This window comes from Microbulbifer maximicatervae (SeqCode), from assembly GCF_052467065.1.
Window position 1 is genome coordinate 2740777 of record NZ_CP174299.1, and the last position, 24389, is coordinate 2765165.

The window sequence follows — 24389 nt, forward strand, 5'->3', positions numbered from 1 at the left end:
GTCGATTATGGAAGCCAAAAAACCAGTCGTTGAAGAGCAAAAAAAAGATCTTGAACTAGTAGGAGGGAGGGCGAGTAGTTTTCTGTATAAAACGAGAAAACTATTTACCAAATTGACCGGCAATAATGGGAATGAAGGGCAAGGAAAGCTATTCAAAAAACTCTATCACTCTAGAGGTGTCGGCCTGTTAGTCATACTCCCTCTTATCCTAATGTCCGGATATTACCTATTTTGGGTTTCTGAGCGTTATGTAAGCAATACCCAGTTGATCGTAAAAGATAGCGTTTCCTCACAAGCTGCGTCACCCGCATTAGGTTTTTTGATTCCAGGGATGTCAGCAGATAACCAGGATGCGTTTTTAGTAGTAAACTATATCCAGTCATTAGATATGGCCCTGTATTTGGATGACACGTTACAGTTGGCTGATTATTACAGAAGTACTAGCCATGATATCTTTTCGCGCTTGGCTTTAGATGCTACCCAAGAGGACTACCTGCAATACTATCGTGATCACATCGGTGTTACCCATAATGAGGCCACCGGTATTATTACGATAGAAGTGCAAGCATTTGATCCGACTTTTGCTAAAAGATTGATTGAGACAGTTATCCAAAAGTCAGAAGATTTTGTTAACGAGATCAGCAATCAGCTCGCAGATAAGCAAGTGGCTTTTGTGAAGAATGAAGTTGATTTAGCACAAGCTAAGTTGCGCAGTACTAAGCAAGAAATTCTTGACTTCCAGAATAGTCATAAAGTTGTAAGTCCAGAAGAACTTACAAAAGGTATCAGTACCATTATTCAAGGGTTAGAGGCGCGATTGGCTGAGCAACGAGCTAACCTGACTGCGGCAAAATCTTATCTGAATGCTGATTCATCACAAGTAATCTCCATGCAGGCCGACATCGATGCGTTAGAGAACCAAATTGAGATAGAAAAGGTGCGCCTAGTGGGCATAGGGGAAGAGGAAGGAGAGCAGCGGCTTAATTTTCTTGGTGCTCATTTCCAGAATCTTGAACTAGATTTGCAATTTGCAACCGATGCCTATGCAGCTTCTTTAAAAGCATTGGAAACTGCTCGTATGGAAGCGTCAGGTAAACTTAAGCACTTGATGGTGGTAACCCAGCCATCGTTAGCAGAAGAAGCAGAGTATCCACACAAGCTTTATAACCTGGTCAGCTTGGGAATTATTCTGCTAATGCTTTATGGAATAGGAAAGATGCTAGTTGTGACTATTCGGGATCATAGGATGTAGCGCCAGACAAAAGGCTTCAAGACAGAATAGTGTCGGTGAATTTTTGATATGGCTGACAGAGTAAATATCAATTTACAAAGAACAAGCAAATGATTACTGAAAAAATAAAGCGCTTTAGTTTTGGTGTAGGGTTGTTGGTATCACTATCCAGTATTCAGGCTGGAGCATTGGAAACTCAATTAATTGATGAGGTTTCCTCAACAGAGATCCCTAAGACAGGTATACCCGTTTTTGGGGAGTCACTGTTTCAGGGCGCGTTTAAAGATCAACCATTTAGTGGATTTAATCCCGACTATAGAATATCGATTGGTGACCAGGTTAATCTACAGCTCTGGGGTGCCTATAGTTTCAGTGCGACATTACCGGTAGATCCGAAAGGTAATATTTTTGTCCCCGAGGTTGGCCCAGTCCATGTTGCTGGAGTAAAGAATGGCGCATTGAATGACTTTGTACTGCGTCATGTAAAGCGAGTATTCAAGAATAATGTGCAAGCTTATGCGAACTTGGAGGCGAGCCAGCCAGTTAAAGTCTTTGTAACGGGTTTTGTGAAGAACCCTGGTCTGTATAACGGTTTTAGCTCAGACTCGATCCTTTACTATTTAGATAGTGCTGGAGGTATCGATGAGCAAAGTGGCAGCTTTGTTGATATCAGAGTAATGCGTCAGGGAGAGGAAATACAAAAGGTAAACCTGTATAGCTTCCTGGTAGATGGAATTATGCCTGCTTTACAACTTCGCAATGGCGATGTTGTAGTCGTTGCTGCCCGCAATGGTTCGGTGACAGTTGAAGGAGCGGTGCAGCAAGCCGCACAGATGGAATTTACTGGGCCCTACACCCAGCTGGGCGAGATGCTCCTCGTAACAAAACCTGACCCTCAGGCGAATTTTGCACGAATTACTCAGGTAATTGACGGTCTTCAACAAGCTGACTATATGCCCCTTGCAAATGCCATGACCACACGCCTCTATCCGGGAGCGCATATAGAGTTGGTACGGGATAACGATATTGAGTCTATCTCAATCAGGGTATCGGGTGAGTTGGATGGGCCTGCAACTTATGTACTGCCCTATGGCGCTACTCTTGATGAGTTACTGAGTCAATTGAGTTTTCGCGATAATGCAGATAGAAACTCTATACAGCTGTACAGGAAGAGTGTCGCTGATCGGCAGCGGGCCGCTCTTGATCGTTCTTTAGATGCGCTTCAGATGGAAGTTCTAACTCGCCAGCCCAATACTGACCTGGAAAAATCTGCGCAAAAAGATAACGCCATGATGATTCAGAACTTTATCGAACAAGCGCGGAAGGCTGAACCCAGAGGCCAGGTTGTTATTGCGAATAATCCAAACGCTGCAGAAATGCTGCTTGAAGATGGTGATGAGCTTATTGTGCCTTTGAAATCATCAACTGTGTCGATCGTGGGAGAAGTAATTTTCCCAACTTCTCTAGTCTTTAGTAAGAAGCGCACTCTGGAAGACTATATAGAGTTAGCCGGCGGATTTGCCAATAATGCAAACCGCAAAGAATTGGTGATTCTACATCTCGATGGGACGATTAATCGTATAGAAGATGGTGATTTTGATAATCGTCTGGGGGATAGATTACGCCCCGGAGATGAAATTATGATTATGCCAAAAATCCATTCCAGTGAATTACAAGTAACCAAAGATGTAACAGAAATACTCTACCGTATAGCTGTTGGAACTGCTGCAGTTCTATCTTTCTAACTTGGTACTAAAAGGTTGTAAACTTTTTTAAGATTGGCTCCCATATTGCACGATATAAATCGGTATGGTTGGTTTCCTTACAGGCTGTTATAAGCTGTAAGTCTTATACCATACCGATTTTATGTGTTGTATGTAATTATTCACTCCGAATTTGTCATCCTAAAGTTTGATAACTTTCCTGGATTGTAAAGTCTGTAAGTCCTGTATTTTTACATCAGCTCTTATTGTTTGATGTGATTAATAAATGAATATTAATTCAATGTTGGGGGAAAAACTGTGAAGGGGTCTTCTGATCGGAAGGGAATTATCTTGGCTGGAGGTTCTGGTACACGCTTATATCCCTTAACAAAGGGTGTCGGGAAGCAGTTGATGGCTGTTTATGATAAGCCAATGATATATTATCCGTTGACGACTTTAATGTTGGCGGGTATTAGAGATATCCTTATTATTACGACACCAGAAGAGCAATCTTTATATCAGCGTTTGCTCGAAGATGGTGCACAATGGGGGGTTAATATTTCCTATGCAGTGCAACCATCTCCTGATGGCTTAGCTCAAGCATTTTTAATTGGGCGCGAGCATGTAGGTAATCACAATAGCGCGCTTGTGTTAGGTGATAATATTTTTTATGCGCACAACTTCAGTCAAATTTTGCATCAAGCTGATGCGAGAGAGGCAGGAGCTACCGTATTTGGCTATCGCGTCGCAGACCCACGAGCATATGGAGTTGTTGAGTTCGATACCTGTGGCCGAGCTGTAAGTTTAGAGGAAAAACCTGAAAACCCTAAATCTAATCACGCCGTCACTGGCCTTTATTTTTATGATAAGCAAGTGTGCGACATTGCCCGAGAAGTACAGCCGAGTGCACGCGGTGAGCTGGAAATCACAGATATCAATAAGGTATATCTTGCCCAGAATAAGTTAGATGTAGAGCGCCTTGGACGTGGTAGCGCCTGGTTGGATACTGGTACGCATGATAATTTGCTAGATGCCGCTCACTTTGTTCAAACAATCGAGCGTCGACAAGGCCAAAAAATAGCCTGCCCCGAAGAAGTTGCATATCGTAAAGGGTTTATCAGTGCAGAAGAGCTAGAAGCGCAAGTTCAACCCTTAATGAAAAGTGGTTATGGGAAATATTTGATGCAAATTTTAGTTGAGAATGGTGAAACCTCATCTCTCAACACACGTCGCTATGCCTCTGGGTTATAAAAGCCTATAGGGAAAAATTGACCTTTTTCTAAAGCCTTTAATTAGAAGTCGTTCAGGGATGAGCGGCTCAGCCTCTATCCTCTTCTTTAGAGCTGCAGTAGCTAGATTGCTTGCCTGCGCCACGGTTAAATTCTTAATTAGTATGAATATTATTGAAACAAAAATTCCTGACGTAAAAATTGTAGAACCAAAAGTGTTTGGTGATGAACGTGGCTTCTTCTATGAGTCATTTCGTGATGACATTTTTAATGGTAAGTGTGCACATCGTGCGTTTGTCCAAGACAATCACAGTAAGTCTTCTCGAGGAATTTTACGAGGATTGCATTATCAGACTGAGCGGACCCAAGGTAAGTTAGTCAGGGTAGTACGTGGCGAAGTTTATGATGTTGCAGTAGATTTACGAAGAAGTTCGCCAACTTTTGGACAATGGGTTGGTGTGTATCTGTCAGCTGAGAACAATCGCCAGTTATGGGTTCCTGAAGGATTTGCACATGGCTTCTATGTAACAAGTGAAAGTGCTGAATTTGTATACAAATGTACAGACTACTATGCTCCGGAATATGAGAAGTCGCTACTGTGGAATGATCCAGATCTGAATATTGACTGGCCCATTGTTGAAGGTATACAGCCTCAACTTTCGGAAAAAGATCGCAACGGTAGTTCTTTTAAGGATACGGTATATTTCGCATAGAGAGTATACGCTGGTTTCACTGACTCCGAGATTAGCTCCTCTTTAAAGATCAATCTTCCTATTTTGTTAAAAACCTGGCGGCACGTTAGATGCACCGTCAAACTATTCTTGGTCTGTATAAAATGGCAACTTTTAAAATCTTAATAACGGGTAAAAACGGTCAACTTGGACGTGAGCTTCAAAAGCTATGTCCTGTCGATATTGAGATGGTGGCGATGGGGCGCGAAGAGCTGGATATCTCCAACAAACAAGTTGTCCAGGCTGTGATTGGAGAAGTTAAGCCAGACGTTGTCATAAATGCTGCTGCCTATACCGCTGTTGATAAAGCTGAGCAGGAAGGAGATGTTGCTTTTGCAATTAATAAGCAAGGTACCGAAAATCTTGCAGAAGTATGTAAAAGCTTAAATATTCGCCTTGTTCAGATTTCAACAGACTTCGTGTTTGATGGTGAAAAATCAACTCCATACCTAACATCAGATAAAGTTAATCCTGTCGGTGTATATGGCGCTAGTAAAGCTGAAGCAGAAACTGCCATTTTTAAAATTCTTCCACAAGCGATAATTGTACGTACCGCGTGGGTTTACGCATCCCACGGGAATAATTTTATGAATACTATGCTTCGGTTAATGGCAGATAGAGATCAACTAAGTGTCGTTGCAGATCAGGTTGGCACACCAACCTGGACAGGAACCTTGGCGGAGATCTTAATCATACTTGCCCAAAAGCCTAGCGTGAGTGGTATATACCATTGTACCGACCTCGGGGTAGCTAGTTGGTATGATTTTGCCGTAGCTATTTATGAAGATGGTAAGGCTTTAGGTGTACTTCCGCAGGATAAACAATTAGAACTTAAAGCAATAGCTACACATGAATATCCCACTCCCGCGAAGAGACCATCTTATAGTGTCTTAGATAAAACCCGATTGATTACTGAATTAGATATTGAACCTCGGCATTGGCGTGAGTCACTTAGATTGGCTCTTTCTGAAAAGAAACAACAACATTAATTGTCCAATTTGCCTATTAGGTATTAGGGCTTTATTTGAAAATTGTGACTGATAGCGATCTTGATATGAAAAAATTACTGGTTACCGGTGGTGCTGGATTTATTGGTGCTAATTTTGTCCATTACTGGATAAAAAATTACCCACAGGATACAGTGATAGTCTTAGATGCACTCACATACGCAGGAAATCTTGCCAATCTGGATCTAGTTAAGGATCACCCGAATTATAAGTTTTACCAAGGCGATATATGCGATACAGCGTTGGTAGAAACTCTACTCCGTGAACACCGAATTGATACCTTAGTGCACTTTGCGGCTGAAAGTCATGTGGATCGATCAATTAGTGGGCCAGATGCATTTATTCAGACAAATATTATCGGCACCTATAGTTTGTTAAAAGCAGTTAAAAGAGTGTGGCTAGATGAAGGCTTAAATAGAGATACTCATCGCTTCCATCATGTTTCTACTGATGAAGTGTATGGTACGTTAGAAGCAGATGATCCGGCATTTAGTGAATCCACGCCGTATGCCCCAAATAGCCCTTACTCCGCAAGTAAAGCTGCTTCTGATCACTTAGTGAGAGCCTACCACCATACCTATGGCCTTGAGGTCACCACTAGTAATTGTTCAAATAATTACGGGCCTTTCCACTTTCCTGAGAAATTAATACCACTGGTAATTACCAATATACTTCGCGATCTTCCACTTCCTATTTATGGTGATGGCCAGCAAATACGTGACTGGTTATATGTCGAAGATCATGCAAGCGGTATCGATAAAGTAATCCGCCAAGGAAATATAGGCGAATGTTACAACATCGGTGGCATTAATGAATGGGCAAACATTGATATCGTAAAACTAGTTTGTAAGTTGATGAATGAGCAGTTTGCGAAGCAGTCGAGTCTAGCAGCACAATACCCGCAAGCTAAAAGCGCAATTGCTGGCAATTCTGAGAAATTAATTTCGTTTGTAGAAGACCGTGCAGGGCATGATCGCCGTTACGCTATTGACCCTACCAAATCAAATAAAGAGTTAGGTTATCAGCCACATGAGAGCTTTGAAACAGGCATACAAAAAACAATTGAATGGTATTTGAACAATCCGGTTTGGTGGCAAGAACTGCTAAAAAGGAACTAATAGTAATGAAATCAGTAGTAAAGAAGTTGTTTGGAAAGGATTCTAATTCATTGAATAAGAGCGGTATCGAAGTAATTTATTTTTCAGGCTTATTTGATCACGATTGGTACCTAGAGACGAATCCAGATGTTGCTGAATCAGGGATGAATCCCTTGGAGCACTATTACTTCAATGGATACAAAGAAGGGCGCACACCCAATTATTTGTTTGACCCGGCTTGGTATTTATCAGCATATCCTGATGTATTGGATGCAGGGATTGAACCCTTAGAGCACTATATTAAAAGTGGAGAGGCAGAGGGGCGTCAACCATCGCTGGCATTTGATCCAGAGTTTTATAGAAGTGCAAGTTCATTATCTAAAGAGGAGTCTGCGTTAAAGCACTATTTAGAGAATGCAAAACAGCCGACTTGTGCCCCTACACCATTCTTTGATCCAGCCTATTATTTACAGCAATATCAGGATATCGAAGAGGCAGGACTAGACCCCTATAAACACTTTCTTTTACAAGGTTGTGCGGAGCGCCGTAATCCAAGTGCCAGCTTCGATACTGGATTCTATATAGATAATCATTTAGGTGGTAATGTTTCTGAGCATGCTTATTATCATTACCTTTCTGTTGGAAAGCACAGCGAGCTGAAAACCTTAGCGCCCGCTCCTGGAGCGACAACTTCAGATTCCGGTCAAGCTTTAATTAATAGTGCTGATGAGGAGTTCTTAAAAGCGGGTCCTGGTTTTGAAGTTTTCAAGTATGGCACAAGACAAGTAGATCCAGAGGTAAAAGCGTTAGCCTACTATTTGCCGCAATTCCATCCGTTTGAGGAAAACAATGAATGGTGGGGGCAGGGGTTTACTGAATGGACTAATGTGACTCGTGCGCGGAGTAGATTTAATGGGCATTATCAGCCACACCTACCGCGCGACTTGGGTTTCTATGACCTGCGAGTGAAAGACACCTTGGTGGCACAGGCTAAAATGGCCCGAGATGCGGGACTTGAGGGATTTTGTTTTTATCATTACTGGTTTAATGGTCGCCGCTTGATGGATGGCCCTGTCAATCTTTTATTAGAAAATACGGATATTGAGCTGCCATTTTGCTTAATGTGGGCAAATGAGAACTGGACAAGAACTTGGGATGGTTTTGACAATGATGTTCTAATCGCGCAAGACTATAGAGATGAAGATGATGTTGCGTTCGTTGCGGATATAGCACGCCACTTTACAGACTCTCGATATATTTCCATTGACGGACGTCCATTATTCTTTATTTACCGTCCCGGTATTATTCCCAAAGCGTCAGAGAAGATTGCTTTGTGGAGACGGCTATTTAGGGATAACCACAATATTGAGCCTCTTATTTACATGGCTCAGGCATTTGGTGATCTAGATCCCAGAGAATACGGATTGGATGGTGCAATTGAATTTCCCCCACATAAAGTGGCGGAGGGACTTCCATCTGTTGCGCAAAGTTTAGGGCTAAAAGATCCTGAGTTTGTTGGACATTATCCGAGCTATGAGGAAATGTCTACAAAGTCTCTGAATGACTATTCTTTTGATTACGATGTAATCAAAGCTGTTACCCCTATGTGGGATAATGAAGCTCGAAAACCTAAAAAGGGAATGGGGTTCGTAGGTGCAACACCAGAAAAGTATGAGAGATGGTTAAAAGGCGTCGTAAAGTTTGCTAAAGAAAACCCTATTCAAGGTAAACATAAATTTGTAGCTATTAACGCCTGGAATGAGTGGGCGGAAGGGGCGCACCTTGAGCCGGATCAGTATTGGGGAAGCGCCTATTTAAATTCTACTTATCGTGCCTTGCACGAGCAAACCGTTATTCAGGGAAAGTACTCTTTAATACTGGTTGGGCATGATGCTTATAAACACGGTGCCCAGCTGCTGACTTTGAATATATTCAAGACGCTAAAACAGCAATTTGGAATTGATGTTCGGCTGGTGTTGTTAGACGGCGGTCCACTAGTCGCTGAGTATGAGAAAGTCGGTGAGACTTATGTATGCCATGGCAGCCTTGAAGTTTTTGACAGTGTCGTTAGAAAGCTAAAGGAAGAATCTGGGCTTAACAAAGCAATTTGTAATACTACTGTATCTGGCAAAGTTGCTCCAATCTTGGCAGGTCATGATATTAATTTTATTTCATTGATCCATGAACTCAAGAACCTTGTTCAAGAGTATAAGTTAGAGAAAGCTGCACAAGATATCGCGAATCACGCACAAAGGGTGGTTTTCGCAGCCGAAGCAGTGAAAGATTCTTTTGTTTCTTGTGTTGACTCAGTAAAAGAAAATAAGTTAGTAATTCACCCTCAAGGTATATATCAGGATCTAGTTAACGACTCAAGCGCTTACAGAAAGATTAGAAAAGAGTTGGGTATATCTAAAAATGCTAAATTGATAGTTAATGTTGGGTATGCTGACTTGAGAAAGGGGTTTGATATCTTTGTGAATGTAGCGAAACTTGTAGTGGAGCAGCATTCCAATTACCACTTTATTTGGATTGGTGATATCGAGCCCTCTCTTAAGCACTGGCTTTCTGAGGATTTGGGAAGCGAATTGCTCAAGAGTAATTTCCACAATATTCCTTTCACTAATGAGATTTCCAGTTATCTATTGGCTGCCGATGCATTTGCTATGACATCGCGAGAAGACCCCTTCCCCTCTGTGGTTATGGAGTCTCTTGCTTTAGGCACGCCCGTAATTGGTTTTGAGGGTGGCGGCGGTTTTACAGAGCTACTTGAAGACAAGGCCAATGGAGAAGTCGTGCCTATGGCAAATATTGGTGCCATGGCAGAATCGATAATCCGCCAAATAGCAACGGATAGTGATGAGAAAGCTAAGCTAAGAGGTGCGGCTGCTACCAGTCGGTTTAAATGGGATGAGTACGTTTATTCTTTAGTCGAGTACTTAGATCCAGCTATCAAGCGTGTCAGTGTAGCTGTTCCTAATTACAACTATGAAGATCATATAGAAGAACGCCTGAGATCAATCTTTGATCAGTCTTATCCTGTATTTGAAATTAATGTTTTAGATGATAAGTCTCCAGATAATAGTGTGTCTGTTATCGAGGCGTATGCAAAACGTAGAAATCGTAAAATTAATCTTGTAGTTAATAAGAAAAACTCAGGATCGGTATTCAAGCAGTGGAAAAAAGGCGCTGACTTAGCGAGAGCGAAGTATTTGTGGGTTGCTGAAGCCGATGATTCTGCGGATAACTTGTTTTTGCAAAAAATCCTTGAAGGACCGACCAATTTCACGCTTGCTTATACGGATTCGAAGCAAATTGATGAAAAGGATAAACATTTAGCGGATGATTATCGCTATTACTATGATCAAGAGTTTATTGACATATTAGATAGGCCTGGAATATACGATGGCACAACAGTAATTGATCAAGTGTTGTCCATTAAAAACCAATTTATGAATGTAAGCTCCATGTTGTTTGATACCACTAGCTTTGTAAATTGTCTTGAAAGTAACCTCGAGAATATCCTTGATTTCAAGGTTGCCGGCGACTGGTATATATACGTAAACTTATTGTCTGAGGCTGACTCTAAAGCCAAGGTGGTTTCTGAAGCGCTAAATACACATCGTAGGCACTCGGGGAGTGTGACTCGAAAAAATTACGATGTTCAATTAAAGGAAATACATAGTATTCAGGTTGAGTCTTTAAATTATTGTTTTGATAGAAATGCTAAATCTAAGCTGCAGGGCGAGTATCTTGAAGAAGTTGCAAAAGTGCTAGAGAATGGCTGACTCAAAGTGCCTACTTTTGCATAATAAGATGAAGGAATAGGGATAAAAGACGCAAGAAATTTTTAATGGAAAAATTTTTTAGTTTAAAGAATCAGTCTACTTAGCGGGTGAAAAATTTCCTGGCTATCAGTAGCCAATCGAGCCTTTAGTAGGGTTAAGAGTATTAAGTAAACAGGCCATTGTTTTCAGAAAAATTAGTGGCTTTTTAGTTGAGGAATTTTTATGTTATCTCCAATACTAGTTCGTGCTTTTGGGCGTACGGGAACAACTCTTCTTATGCAGCTATTGAAAAGCTCAGAAGATATTTTCGTTCCTAATGATTATCCTTTTGAATCAAGATTTTTGACGTATTTTTCAAGGTTATCTAGACTTCCTTTAAAAGATTGCGGAGGGGAAAGGGAATTTTCATATAAAGATGGTGATGTTTTGGATTCTGCTCAGAATTTAATGGGGCCTATGCCTTATGGATTTGACGGTATCCTGGACAGGGAAAGACACCAAAAAAGAATGCTATATGCCTTGTGGAACCAATTCACACAAGAAATTCATGAAACGCAGAAGAGTAAATATAAGTTTTATGCTGAAAAAGTTGCTCTTGATTTAGCACCCTATATCAATAATAGTTTACCAGCGGTTAATAATATTTTTGTAACTCGTGACCCAAGAGGTGAACTTGCATCAATAGTTTCTTTTAATAAGAAGCGAGGCTTTAATGGGTTTGGCTGGAGAGAGGACGATACGCTGGAAACTTTTGCTCGTCGAATGATTGACAGCCGGAGGAGTTACCTGAAATCTGTCAATAAATTCCGAGCAGGTCATAATAATATAATTGTAATTAGATTTGAAGATCTTGTGGCTAATTTGCAGGAAGTTGCTGATCAATTAAGCCAATTTTTGAATGTGAAATTAGATAGTATGAAAGTTATTGCCGATACTGATAAGTATAGTTTCCATATGACGAGTGGCAGTATTCAGGAGTCTCAGGATAAGTGGAAGCGTGAACTACCGAATAAAGTAATACAGATTTTCGAAGAAGAAATGGCAGATGCTCTCGAGTTGTTTGACTACGGGGTTAATTAAACTTATAGCGTTGTGCAATATCGGTTTGCCTAGGGCGTTATGAGTATTTTCAATTTCATATTAAAAGCTAGCAATTGAGGTGGCAAATGGCAGTTTGCTACCTGATTGATTTGGCCCTGAGTTAGTAGTTTCAGTATAGAGGGGGTTGTAATGAAAGTAGCTTTATGTGCTATTGCTAAAGATGAAAAGCAATATTTAAAGGAGTGGGTTGCTTACCATCAACTAATTGGCTTTGATACGATAATCGTATACGACAATGAAAGTACCGATGGTACGACAGAGATGCTGCAAAGGCTTCAGGTAGGTGGGCATGTTGATCACATCTTATGGAAAACAAAAGACGGTGTTTCTCCTCAACTTAGCGCCTATAAAGATTGCTTAGAACGCTATAAAGATTCATTTGATTTTATCGCTTTCTTTGATATTGATGAGTTTCTTTTTATAACTCAGGGGCTAGTAAGAGAATTTTTAAGCAATGTCCCGAGAGATATTTCAGCGTTAGCTATTAATCAGCTAGTTTTTGGTTCAGCTGGTATTAAAGACAACTCATTTGAGCCTGTTTTGGAGAGATTTACTAAATGCTGCCTCCCGAATTACGATGGAAGAAAGTGGTATAAGAGTATTGTCAGGGTTGGTACGGTTAATGAATTTGTCTCTCCGCATATGGCCAAAATTTTTTCAGGAAATTATGTTTATTCTGACTTTTCTTTGATGGAGCCTGATGAGACTTACTCTGGAAAATCGAAACGAATTGTGGCTGATAATGTTTTTTTAAATCATTATATATTGAAGTCAAAGCAAGAGTTTTTTGAGAAAAAGCAGAAGCGTGGAGGAGCTGCCGCTACTACTGAAGCATTGCGAGGGTCCAGGCATAGTGATGACTATTTTTATAATCGAGATAAGTTTATGAATAAAGATGATTTTTCTTTTTCGGATGAGTTTTTAGCTTTGCTTAAGAATCGCATAAATGATTTGATTGAAATATAGATTGCTGTCTAGGTTAGTGAATTATATGGTTTGCCTTCAGGGGAGGCATCAGGTTCCAAAAAATGAAGAATTCGTATAAAAAAAAGATAGGTCCGACAAAAATTGCCGTGGCTGGTACAGGTTATGTTGGGTTGTCAAATGCAATCCTGCTCGCTCAACATAATGAAGTAGTTGCCGTAGATATAGACGCTAGAAAAATTGATTTGATTAATGATAAGTTGTCGCCTGTCCACGATAAGGAAATAGAGGAGTTTCTACAGGGGAGAAGCTTGAATCTCACCGCTACACTTGACAAAGAGTATGCATATAGTAGTGCAGAGTTTGTGATAATCGCTACACCCACCGACTACGACCCTCAGAGTAATTATTTCAATACAAGCTCTGTGGATTCGGTTATTCGAGAAGTGATATCAATGAATCCGTCTGCAATAATAGTAATTAAGTCAACCGTACCTGTGGGTTTTACTAAACGAATAAGAAAGCAGCTGGAGTGCGAAAATATTATTTTTTCTCCAGAGTTTTTACGTGAAGGTAGAGCGCTGTACGACAATCTATATCCCTCGCGTGTTGTTGTGGGAGAGAGGTCTGAAAGAGCTAAAAGATTTGCCCAGTTGCTTGTGCAAGGTGCAGAAAGCGAAGAGATTCCAGTTCTTTTTACCGATTCGACTGAAGCTGAAGCAATAAAGTTATTTGCTAATACCTATTTGGCTATGCGAGTTGCTTATTTTAATGAACTTGATACTTACGCTCATACTCATGACTTAGAGGTACGTCAAATTATTGAAGGTGTAGGCCTTGATCCACGTATAGGGATGCACTATAACAATCCTTCTTTTGGATATGGTGGATATTGCTTACCCAAAGACACTAAGCAACTGTTGGCTAATTATAAGGATGTTCCAAATAATTTAATTTCAGCTATCGTAGATGCGAATACCACTCGTAAAGATTTTGTGGCAGATTCGATTTTACAGAAAGAACCTAAGGTAGTTGGAATCTATAGACTTATCATGAAGTCTGGTTCGGATAACTTTCGGTCCTCATCAGTTCAGGGTGTCATGAAACGAATTAAGGCGAAGGGCGTAGAGGTGGTTGTATACGAGCCAGAGTTTAATGAACGACAGTTCTTTAATTCTCGAGTTGTCAGTGATATTGAGGAGTTTATGCGGATTTCCGATGTAATCGTGGCCAATCGTATGGTTTCGGAGCTGTCTGATGTTGCCAGTAAAGTTTATACTCGAGATATTTTTGGATGTGACTGAATTTTACGTTTAGTGGGATTATTTTTAGTTTTTTATCTGCCAAAAGTTATAGTTATTGAAATTAAGGGTGGCTGTTGTGGATCCTATTGTTTTTGTTCATATCCCTAAAACTGCAGGCACTAGCTTTCGAGTTGGAGCTGATAGCTTTTTCGGGCGGGAGAGAGTGTGCAGAGATTATGGCCCAAAGTCCACTGAAACTAGCGCAATCGTAAAGCGTTGGGTGATGGAAGAGCAAGATAAGTGGAAGTTTAAAAAAGCTTTTGAAAAACAAGGTTATCGGTTTTTTTCTGGACATTTCCACGCGGCATCTTATGCGCCTCTCTTTGGAACTTTTCGAATGGTCTCTTTCGTAAGAGAGCCGTTGCAGAGATTGATTTCTGAGTATAATCATATGGTAAGAAATTACCAATATGAGAAAACCTTTGAGGAGTTTTACCAAACGCCTCACAATGTTAATCGTCAGTATCGAATACTGGGGCAACTTCCTTGGGCGGCTATAGGGTTTATCGGTTTAACTGAAGAGTATGATCTTTCTATATCGTTATTAAATGAAAAATATAATATTGAGATACCTAGGAGGGTGGATAATACTGCCCGAAGAAGTCTAAAGGAGCTATACGAGATACCTGCTGGTCAAAAAGAAGATTTATACCGCTTGAACGCCAAGGATATCTCTCTTTATGACGAAATCTGCGATCAGTTTGATTGGCGGTTGAAATTATTTGAATGTAAAAAGAAATTTGTTTCCGGTGCATTGATGCACGAGGAGAATGGGCGCTTATTTGGGTGGGCGATCAGTGAGAATGAAGAAGAATCTGCTGTTCTGCAAGCCATAGCAGGTGGTGAAGTTATAGGTGAGACTACTGCTAACCAAGATCGCCCGTGGCTGCGAGCTCTAGGTGTTGGGCGAGCGGGATTTGTAGGTTTTTCGTTCGACATCTCAAAGCTAAAAGCAGGTGATAAGGTCGATTGCGTGGTCGCAAATACAGGGCAGCCACTGGTACACTCTCCATGGACGGTTCAGGGGCAGGTATAGCTCCATTATTACAACAATCCTATATGAAGTGTGCTGTGCTTAATCTTATCAAGTCCATATTCCGGGTGGACCTTGTTTCTTACTTAAGGGTTAAAGCTGCTATTGAGCCAGCTAGCCCTAAAGATGAGGGCTATCAGTGGCTGTCGCTCACCGAGAGTCCTCAATTTCAAGTTTCAGAACGTAGCTTCCTGCCCGGTTGGTACATGCTAGAGCTTCAGGTAGCCTATGATGGAGGCGGGGTGGATGCGTCGCTTTTAGCCTATATGGGCAGCAGCCTGGAGGGCAGTTGGGAGAGAATTTCCCTGCCTCTACGCACTGGACGGGTTGTTAAGCGAATAGTTTATTTTCCGCAAAAAGTGACCCAGCTGGAGCTGTTTCCCATAGATGATCGTGGTTGTTTTTCCGTGGATCACTTTCGTATCGTTCGTCTCGCGTCTTGGTTTGCACGTGATCGTCTTGCACGACGCTTATCGACTATGCACCCCGAATTTAGGGGGTTGGGGAAATTGGGGGTACTTGCAAACCTCAAATGTAAAGCCAAAACACAAGGGGTTAGTAGATATCAATATGCTTTGGATCGTTATGGAGAAACATTTGTCCGTAGGAGGCATGACAGGGACTATCGGCGGTGGATTGATAAGGTAGAGAGGAGTAGGAAGTTTCCCTCACTTAAAGCGACAGATAGTTCCACGAAGGAAGCGGTACTAATATCAGTGCTGCTACCGACTTATAACTCTAATATTTCCCAACTAAAAGCCTGTATTGAGTCAGTGTTAGCCCAGACATATCAGCACTGGCAACTCTGTATTGCAGATGATGCATCATCTGACCACAAAGTCAAAGAATGCCTTCTAAGCTACCAGGCGTTGGACTCCCGAGTTCAAGTGAAGCTCAGAGAGAAAAATGGACATATAGCAGCGGCTAGTAATAGTGCTCTGGAGCTGGTAGAGGGAGAGTTTGTAACCTTTCTTGACCACGATGATACCTTGGCCCCAAATGCTTTGCAGCGGATTTCGGACTTTCTTCTAGAGAACCCGAAGGCGCTTTTAGTTTATAGCGATGAGGATAAGATTGACGAGGTGGGAGAGCGCTTTGCTCCTCATTTCAAACCCAGCTGGAATCCAGACTTACTGCTGTCGCAAAACTATGTTTGCCACATGACGGTCTTAAAGACGGAATTAGTTAGGGATGTTGGTGGTTTTAGGGTGGGGACTGAGGGCAGCCAAGATCACGACCTTTTACTTCGTTGCTTGCCAACACTCGATAGTGAGAATGTAGTTCATATCCCGGAGATTCTGTACCACTGGCGTGCGGTCACGGGTTCTACTGCACAGGATGGAGCTAATAAGGCGTATGCTACTGAGGCAGGATTGCGTGCACTTGGTGGTTATTTGCAGCGCACTGGGCAAGATGCAAAAACCGAGCTGGGAATTGTTCCAAACTCTTATCGAGTTCGCTGGGCCCTGCCGGCGTCCGAGCCATTGGTCAGTCTATTAGTGCCTACTCGTGACGGCTACGATATCCTCAAACCTTGTGTTGATGCGATTCTATCAAAGACCGAATACTCTAATTTCGAGCTTCTCATTCTGGATAACCAGAGTCGCTGTAAAAAGACATTACAGTATTTTCGCGAAATCAGTCGTAATTCGAGAGTCAGTGTGCATCATTGGAATCATTCATTTAACTACTCCTCAATCAATAATTTTGGGGCGAAATTAGCAAAAGGGGATATTCTCGGACTTATTAATAATGACATCGAACCTATTAATGGGGATTGGTTAAGGGAAATGGTTAGCCAAGCTTGTAGGCCCGAGATTGGTTGTGTAGGTGCAAAACTGTACTACCCGAACGATACGATCCAGCACGGTGGGGTAATTTTGGGTATTGGCGGTGTAGCGGGGCATGCTCACAAATATTTCCACCGCAGCGAGTATGGTTATTTTTCACGCCTACAACTGGTTCAAAACTTATCTGCCGTTACTGGGGCTTGCTTATTAGTAAGAAAATCCATCTTTGAACAGGTCGGAGGCTTGGATGAAAAGCACCTCGCAGTAGCGTTCAATGATGTAGATCTATGTCTGAAGGTACGTGAGGCAGGTTACAGGAACCTTTGGACACCCTTTGCAGAGCTCTACCATCATGAATCCGCATCCCGTGGTGCGGACGATACATTAGCGAAGCGACGACGGGCGAAAAGGGAGGCCGACTATTTACGCAGTCGTTGGGGGCGCTTATTAGACACCGATCCCGCCTATAATCCGAACTTGACACTGGTTCATGAGGATTTTTCTCTGATGTCAGTTTGAGCAAACTCAAAACCGTGGATGAAGTTGTCCAGAATTAGTTCGAAGCGTTGACTGCTTCCCCCTATTAGGATATGGGGGTATTTTCTTAATGTTATCGCTAGACAGCCTCTGAATCACTCCGCAAGATACCTTCGGCCCTTGAAGACCTAGGATATCATGGATTTATTCAGGGGTTACTTGAGTCAGCGTTCATAGGGAATGACTGCGGGAAGCATAGTTTCGGTGGATTTGGCATGATCGGCATTCACCATTGGTGCATAAGTAATACTAATTTTAGCTACCGATAATTAAAGTGGCTTATCATTTTATGACTCTTTCTCAATTTTTTGTCGCTGGAATCTTTGTTCTTGTTATTGTGTCATTGATTCTTACCCGCTATCGCCCCTCATTGATCTTTGCTTCAGCTGCTGGTGCTTGCTTTTTGACTGGACTAGTACCGGCAGAAATCGTGCTGCAGAAAGCGGTTAACCCTGGATTGGTGACATTAGTTGCATTGATTTTAGTCTCACTAGGGCTTGAAAAAGCCCGGTGGTTGAGAGCTATTTCGGAAGGATTGATGCAGGGATCTTTAAAAGTTAGCTTATTGCGTCTCTCTGCTGCTACTGCCTTGAGTTCTGCCTTCCTAAACAATACTGCGGTAGTAGCAGCTCTCGCTTCTAGTGTTAAAGGGCAGCGACGCTTACCTGCGGCAAAGTTGTTATTACCACTTTCCTATGCAGCGATTCTTGGGGGTACTCTTACTCTAATTGGTACTTCCACGAATCTAATTGTCAATAGTTTTGTTCTAGACCGGGGGGCACCTAGCCTTGAATTTTTTGCCTTTATGCCAATAGGGTTGGCTGCAACCTTAGTCGGACTCATAGTTCTATTGCTGTGTAACCGATTACTCCCTGAGGGCCGTATTGCTGAGGAGCCTGTAGATGAATATCTGTTGGAAGCAGAGGTTGTAAGGAACTCTCCTCTAGGTGGGAAAAGTGTTGAGCAGAACAATTTGCGACGATTGGAAACCTTTTATCTAATTGAGATAGTGCGAGGTAATCAGGTAATTAGCCCGGTTGGGCCTTCGGAAGTGATTCGCTGTGGGGATAAACTGATTTTTACTGGTGACGTTCGTGATCTTGGCCGCTTGCAAGATATAGAAGGTTTGCGGTTGTTTGCTCTCGCAGATGAGAAGTTAGATTTAAATCTAACCGAGGTGGTAGTTACTCCTAGCTCCAGTATTCTAGGACAGTCCTTAAAAAGCTGTAACTTTCGCACTCGTTTTGATGCGGCAGTGGTTGCTATGCGCAGAGGCGGTGACCGGCTATCAGGTAAGCTCGGTGAAATTGAGTTGCGTGCAGGAGATGCCCTTTTATTGGCTGTAGGCCCAGACTTCCGCCACCACTTAAATATTGACAAGAACTTTTATGTGATTAGTGGGACGGAGGTGCGACGTGACTTATCAAAAAGAGATAACTGGATATTAGGCTTAGGTTTTGCAACAGTTGTAGTGGGAGCGGCTCTCGGTTACTTTTCCCTACTAAAAGGCCTTGTCGTGTTGCTTGGCGGTATGATTGCTCTTGGTATTGTATCTACTACAGAATTACAGCGGCGTTTTCCTTTTCAAATTTGGTTAATTATTGCTAGCGCTTTAGTACTTGCGGAGGCCTTCGCGGGAAGTGGATTGGCGGATGCGCTGGCAGAGGGGTTGAGAAGTCTTATCAATGGCTGGGGGCCTATAACGGGATTGGTCGGTATCTTTTTACTCGCATTACTTTTAACAGAACTCATGACCAATAATGCTGCCGCGGCCTTGACATTTCCTCTTGCATGGAGCTTGGCTGAGAGCTTTGGGGTTAGCTGGATGCCCTTTGTAATGGCGGTAGCTTATGGAGCTAGTGCCAGCTTTCTTACCCCATTTGGCTACCAGACCAACCTGATTGTGCAAAACTTGGGAGGATATCATTTACGCGACTTCCTCAGAGCTGGACTGCCCCTGACTATTGCTTATTCGATAACAGTTTTGATTTTGATTCCAATCGTGTTTCCGCTAGAGGGGTAGTAGTTTGGCACTTGACTTGATTCCCACAGAAAGCTGTTTAGTCATTGAAGAGGGTGCAAATCCATCAACGGACTATTTTATTCGGCCATATTTGTATGAGAGGGGAATCAACTTCCGGTGTATAACTTGGTCCAGCTCCCCAATTGAACAGGATATTAATGGAAAATCCTTAATCTTTGTTCGCTACATCCCTCGGAGTTGGAAGTCATTTATTGATAAAAACAGAGGTCAGTTTCAGAGAATCTACCTCTTTATCGACGATGATTTATTTGATTGGTATGCCTTTTCCAGCATGCCACTTCGATATCAAGCAAAAATATTACGGCTTAGTTGGTCTAAGCAGAGGTGGCTGAGATCTATCGGCGCACAACTATTGGTATCGGCCCCCTACCTTGCGGAAAAGTATCAAAGTTGGTCTCCAGAGTTACTGCAGCCTGCTCCCTTGAGTTGTGAGCAGGAGCAGCCTTTGACCGTGTTTTACCACGGATCTGCGTCTCACCTTGAGGATGTTCAGTGGCTGCGGCCGGTGATAGGGGAAGTCCTCAGCCGCAGTCCAATTCTCAATTTTGAGATAATTGGAGATCAGTGTGTCAATCGGCTCTTTCGAGGAATGCCACGGGTGCAGATACTGCACCCGATGAAGTGGCCTACCTACGTGTCGATGCTTCGAGGGCGAGGGCGATCAATTGGTTTGGCACCTTTGCTCGATTTGCCGTTTAATCGCGCCAGGTCGCATACAAAATTTTTTGATATTACCCAGGCTGGTGCCGCAGGTATCTTTGCTCAAGGGGACATATATGGTTCCGTAGTGCGGCATGGGGAAAATGGTCTGTTGCTGCCAATGGAACCCTCAGCTTGGGTTGAGGGAATATTGGATCTTGCCAACGATCATAGCCTTCGGGATGCACTTTCTCTCGAGGCAAGGAAATGCCTGTAATTGGACACTGCTCACTCGGGCTTCGGCGTTTATCTAACCTTGATAACTTCCTGGAAGCTGAGTGTCACTATGTAGCTCTCAAGCCGGGTAGATCAATTTCCATGATGGCGGGCTGGGGGTTAAAAAAAAGCGCCCTTAAAGCACAGCGCCTTGCCACTCATTTGAGTTTGCCTTATATCGCTATAGAAGATGGGTTTTTACGTTCACTCGGCCTTGGCGTAAATGGCGCTGAACCGCATAGTTTGGTTGTTGACTCGACAGGTATTTATTACGACGCCTCCCGGCCAAGTGACCTGGAAATATTAATCAGTGAGGCTAATTTCTCGCCGGATGAACTTGTTCGTGCAGAAAAAGGCTTAAAGCTTATACGAGAGAGCCGACTGTCGAAATATAACCAATCGACTGATATATCACTGGAAATTTTGCCTGGGCAAAAGACCATTTTAGTGGTCGATCAAACATTTGGGGATATCTCCGTTAAAGGTGGGTTGGCTTCTGAGCAGCATTTCTCTCAAATGCTTGAGTCCGCAATTAATGAAAATCCTGATGCTGAAATTCTTGTAAAGATACATCCTGATGTTATCGCAGGGAAAAAGCGTGGCTATCTAAAGGAACTGGCTGAACTGAGGGGTTGTAGGATTATCTCGGAGGATATTTCTCCCTGGTCAATCCTGGATCGAGTCGAAAAGGTTTATGTGGTCAGCAGCCAGCTGGGTTTTGAGGCGCTGGTTGCAGGTAAGGAGGTCCATTGCTTTGGAATGCCTTTTTATGCGGGGTGGGGTTTAACTCGAGATAGGCAAAACTGTGGTCGCCGCAGTGTGAAGCGAACGTTGCTTCAGGTTTTTTGTGCTGCGTACCTAAAATACTCCCGGTATATTAATCCGTATACTGGCAATCGCTGTAACTTTGAAGACACTGTAGCATTAATTGCTGAACAACGCAGGCAATGGAGCCGCTTCGATGGCGACTGGATCGGAGTAGGATTTTCTCACTGGAAAAGGAGTTTTATTCCAGGTTTTGTCGGTGGAAAGGGAAGGATTAAATTTTCTTCTGCAAAGATAGCAGATGCAAGGGCAGGAACCAATATTCTGGTATGGGCAAGTCGGATTACAGATGATTTGCTTGATGAGGCTAAGAAATCTGACTTAAATGTCTGGAGGGTTGAAGACGGTTTTTTGCGTTCCGTTGGTTTGGGTGCCGATCTGGTCGTTCCGAATTCACTGGTTCTAGATAGTCGTGGTATTTACTTTGACGCCAGGCAGCCCAGCGATTTGGAGACTCTGTTAAATACCTGTAGTTTTCCTGATCCTCTTCTAGATAGAGCTAGAAAGTTACGAGACAAATTGATCGATAGAGGGATTAGCAAATACAATGTTGTAGAAGATAAACCTACAGTTAATTTTGATTTTTCCTATGGTAAAAAAATTATTTTAGTTCCCGGGCAGGTAGAAAGCGATGCCTCGATAGCTAATGGCTCCCCAGTAATAAAAAGTAACTTGGCTCTTCTTGAACGCGTCAGGCTGAATAACCCCGATGCTCATATTATTTATAAACCACACCCTGACGTAGTTTGTGGTGCTCGCCTAGGTACTTTGCAAGAGAGTTCTGATTCCCTTTATGACACTTTGCTTGAACAGGGTGATATAGTTTCTGCTATTAAAGTCGCTGATGAAATCCACACCATGAGCTCCCTGAGTGGTTTTGAGGCTCTACTAAGAGGCAAGCAGGTGGTTACTTATGGGTTACCCTTTTATGCTGGCTGGGGGCTCACAAGGGATACGCTTATTGAAAATAGAGAAATCCCCACGGGTGAGTTAAGAGATTTTTTATCGAGAAGGCAGCGCAATTTAACTTTAAATCAGATGATTGCGGCTACTTTGCTGTTATACCCTGTCTATGTAGATCCCAAAACGGCTGAATTTGTCAACGCAGAAACTACCGTTGAGCTACTTGGGAAGGCACGCTCTTTGGGAAATAAAAAAGGAGTAGTTTTTAAACTCTTCTCCTTGTACCGAAGAATATTTATGAGATATTGAAATATTGTATCCGTAATTCAGTATAAGGCTGTCTATTCAATTTCTTTTAATGCGTTGGTTTAAATTTTTAGACCTCGGGGAATATAGTTTCAAACTTCTACTTTGCTAACTTTTATGTTTCCCCCTTCTGCGTTAAGTATTCAGGAACTGGTTTCAAGGTTTTCTGGCTGAAAGCCATTCTTACTCTATTACGCTCGATTACACTTCGGTGATTATAGTACCAATTGTACTGACACCTATTTTTTCCTGGTATAAGATGTGGGATTAAATGGAGCTGGAATTTATTCGGGTTGCTACAGGGCTAACTTCCTCTCATGTGTCGCCAGATGTTAATTTCTTGGTGGGCTGAGTGGTTGTACTTTTAGATAAATTGACTTTATGGTTTGTACCAAATACAAATTGTGTGTCGGCATTTTTAGACTATACAGTTTGATTGATGGGAAGATCCTTGAAGTAAGAAACCATAGTAGGGCAGTTTTTGCTGCCAAATTTACAGAAGTTTCTGCCCTGATAGTAGCGACTCTAATATCCAAGTTCTATGTTGTTAGATGGTTCGCATAGATGTAAAAAGCAGTTCAATATAATAACTGTGAAGTTAGCCTAATTTCATAGTCATTTCTTTTTTATTCATCGCCTCGTATCAACGTATCCAGTGACCTTAGCTCAAGGAAAAGCCAATACATGTCTGTGGCAGTATTTTTACAAGGACCTCATGGCCCATTCTTTGCCCAATTGGCAAGGCGCTTGTCACAGAGCGGAGTCATTACTCATAAGATCAACTTTAATGGCGGGGATCGCTACTTTGCTTGGGCTGATTTTCAGGTGGATTTCACCGGGGGAGAAAGTGATTGGAGTGCCTTCTTCTCAGATTATCTATCTAAAAATAATGTAGATACTGTTATTTGCTATGGGGACTGCCGCCGCCTGCATACCATTGCAAAATCCATCTGCGAGTCCAAGGGGATCGCTTTTGGTGTATTTGAAGAGGGGTATTTGCGCCCGGATTTTATCACTCTTGAATTTGGCGGGGTTAACGCTCATTCGCGTACGGACTGGTCTCGAGAAGCAATTAATAGTTATCTAGCCAGAGAGCGAAAGCCGGTTAAATCTGTTGGGCAAACTTTTTTTAGGCGAGCGCGTTTTGCAATGGCCTATTATCTTGCGATGCGGGTTTCCCAATCGGACTTTCCCCACTATCGGCACCACCGAAGTCTCAGCTGGCTAGGTGAAGGTGTTTGCTGGATCAGGAGTTTCTATCGAAAAGGCCTGTATAAACTGATGGAGCGGGGACTTACGGCCCGTTTGACGGGTGAGCTCAGCGGCCGGTACTTTCTTTTTCCACTTCAAACCCGCGATGATTTTCAACTGCGAAAGCACTCTGATTTGGTTTCTATCGAAAATGCGATAGAGGTAGTGTTGCAGTCGTTTGCACAAAATGCTCCAAAGGGTTCGATGATGGTAATAAAGCACCACCCGATGGATCGTGGGTTTTGTCACTATCAAAAGCTGATACGAGAGCTGGAAACTCGTTACCAGATTACCGGCAGGGTTATCTACTGTCATGACCTGCACCTGCCAACTTTGCTCGATCACACCCTAGGGGTTGTAACAATCAACAGTACAGTGGGCATATCTGCACTCTTCCACGAGGTGCCAACTCAAGTACTTGGAAGATCACTGTATGACTTACCGGGGCTGACTCATCAAGGGGGGCTCTCCAGCTTTTGGAGTCAACCCGACCCGGTAGACCCGGAGTTCTTCCAGCAATTTCGGGCTTATCTCTATGACAAGACTCAAGTGGATGGCAGCTTCTCCCGCCATATTGCCGCTACAATCGATGGAGTTTGCAGGCGCTTGACGGAGGCCCGTGCAACGGAGCGAAGGCGGCAGCCTGAAACTGAGGTGGATCTGGTCTAAGGAG

16 protein-coding genes are annotated in these 24389 nt (G+C 42.7%); all 16 read left to right on the top strand.

Annotated features, from left to right (window positions below; genetic code table 11):
* The first annotated feature begins 7 nt into the window (after positions 1 to 7).
* On the top strand, positions 8 to 1252 hold the full coding sequence (locus ACJJI1_RS12250) for a KpsE/RkpR family capsule polysaccharide export protein (RefSeq protein WP_444956815.1): 1245 nt from the start codon (positions 8 to 10) through the stop codon (positions 1250 to 1252).
* A gap of 89 nt (positions 1253 to 1341) precedes the next feature.
* A complete protein-coding gene (locus ACJJI1_RS12255; protein ID WP_444914614.1) occupies positions 1342 to 2976 on the top strand; it encodes a polysaccharide biosynthesis/export family protein in 1635 nt (544 codons plus the stop codon).
* Positions 2977 to 3252: 276 nt separating this feature from the next.
* A complete protein-coding gene (gene rfbA / locus ACJJI1_RS12265; RefSeq protein ID WP_444956816.1) occupies positions 3253 to 4185 on the top strand; it encodes a glucose-1-phosphate thymidylyltransferase RfbA in 933 nt (310 codons plus the stop codon).
* A 142-nt stretch (positions 4186 to 4327) separates the two neighbouring features.
* The gene (gene rfbC, locus ACJJI1_RS12270; RefSeq protein WP_444959384.1) at positions 4328 to 4876 is read left to right on the top strand and encodes a dTDP-4-dehydrorhamnose 3,5-epimerase; all 549 of its coding nucleotides are present in this window, start codon (positions 4328 to 4330) and stop codon (positions 4874 to 4876) included.
* A gap of 89 nt (positions 4877 to 4965) precedes the next feature.
* Positions 4966 to 5883, top strand: coding sequence for a dTDP-4-dehydrorhamnose reductase (gene rfbD / locus ACJJI1_RS12275; protein WP_444956817.1), 918 nt, complete (start codon positions 4966 to 4968; stop codon positions 5881 to 5883).
* Positions 5884 to 5948: 65 nt separating this feature from the next.
* Positions 5949 to 7019, top strand: coding sequence for a dTDP-glucose 4,6-dehydratase (rfbB, locus tag ACJJI1_RS12280; RefSeq protein WP_444956818.1), 1071 nt, complete (start codon positions 5949 to 5951; stop codon positions 7017 to 7019).
* 5 nt (positions 7020 to 7024) lie between these two features.
* Positions 7025 to 10783: a glycoside hydrolase family 99-like domain-containing protein gene (locus ACJJI1_RS12285; protein ID WP_444956819.1), complete on the top strand. Its 3759-nt coding sequence runs from the start codon at positions 7025 to 7027 to the stop codon at positions 10781 to 10783.
* A 222-nt stretch (positions 10784 to 11005) separates the two neighbouring features.
* Entirely contained in the window at positions 11006 to 11863 is an 858-nt protein-coding gene (locus ACJJI1_RS12290; protein ID WP_444956820.1) for a sulfotransferase, read from the top strand.
* Between the two features lie 150 nt (positions 11864 to 12013).
* Positions 12014 to 12850, top strand: coding sequence for a glycosyltransferase family 92 protein (locus ACJJI1_RS12295; protein ID WP_444956821.1), 837 nt, complete (start codon positions 12014 to 12016; stop codon positions 12848 to 12850).
* A 62-nt stretch (positions 12851 to 12912) separates the two neighbouring features.
* On the top strand, positions 12913 to 14112 hold the full coding sequence (locus tag ACJJI1_RS12300) for a nucleotide sugar dehydrogenase (protein WP_444956822.1): 1200 nt from the start codon (positions 12913 to 12915) through the stop codon (positions 14110 to 14112).
* A gap of 76 nt (positions 14113 to 14188) precedes the next feature.
* Entirely contained in the window at positions 14189 to 15148 is a 960-nt protein-coding gene (locus ACJJI1_RS12305) for a sulfotransferase family 2 domain-containing protein (RefSeq protein WP_444956823.1), read from the top strand.
* Positions 15149 to 15183: 35 nt separating this feature from the next.
* Positions 15184 to 17454, top strand: a complete 2271-nt coding sequence (locus ACJJI1_RS12310; RefSeq protein WP_444956824.1) for a glycosyltransferase family 2 protein — start codon at positions 15184 to 15186, stop codon at positions 17452 to 17454.
* 307 nt (positions 17455 to 17761) lie between these two features.
* Positions 17762 to 19495, top strand: coding sequence for an SLC13 family permease (locus ACJJI1_RS12315; RefSeq protein WP_444956825.1), 1734 nt, complete (start codon positions 17762 to 17764; stop codon positions 19493 to 19495).
* A gap of 4 nt (positions 19496 to 19499) precedes the next feature.
* On the top strand, positions 19500 to 20432 hold the full coding sequence (locus tag ACJJI1_RS12320; protein ID WP_444956826.1) for a glycosyltransferase family protein: 933 nt from the start codon (positions 19500 to 19502) through the stop codon (positions 20430 to 20432).
* A complete protein-coding gene (locus ACJJI1_RS12325; protein ID WP_444956827.1) occupies positions 20423 to 22468 on the top strand; it encodes a capsule polysaccharide biogenesis protein in 2046 nt (681 codons plus the stop codon). The genes ACJJI1_RS12320 and ACJJI1_RS12325 overlap by 10 nt, the downstream gene beginning before the upstream one ends.
* A gap of 681 nt (positions 22469 to 23149) precedes the next feature.
* Positions 23150 to 24385 (top strand): capsule polysaccharide biogenesis protein, encoded by a 1236-nt coding sequence (locus ACJJI1_RS12330; RefSeq protein ID WP_444956828.1) that lies wholly within the window; start codon positions 23150 to 23152, stop codon positions 24383 to 24385.
* The last annotated feature ends 4 nt before the right edge of the window (positions 24386 to 24389 follow it).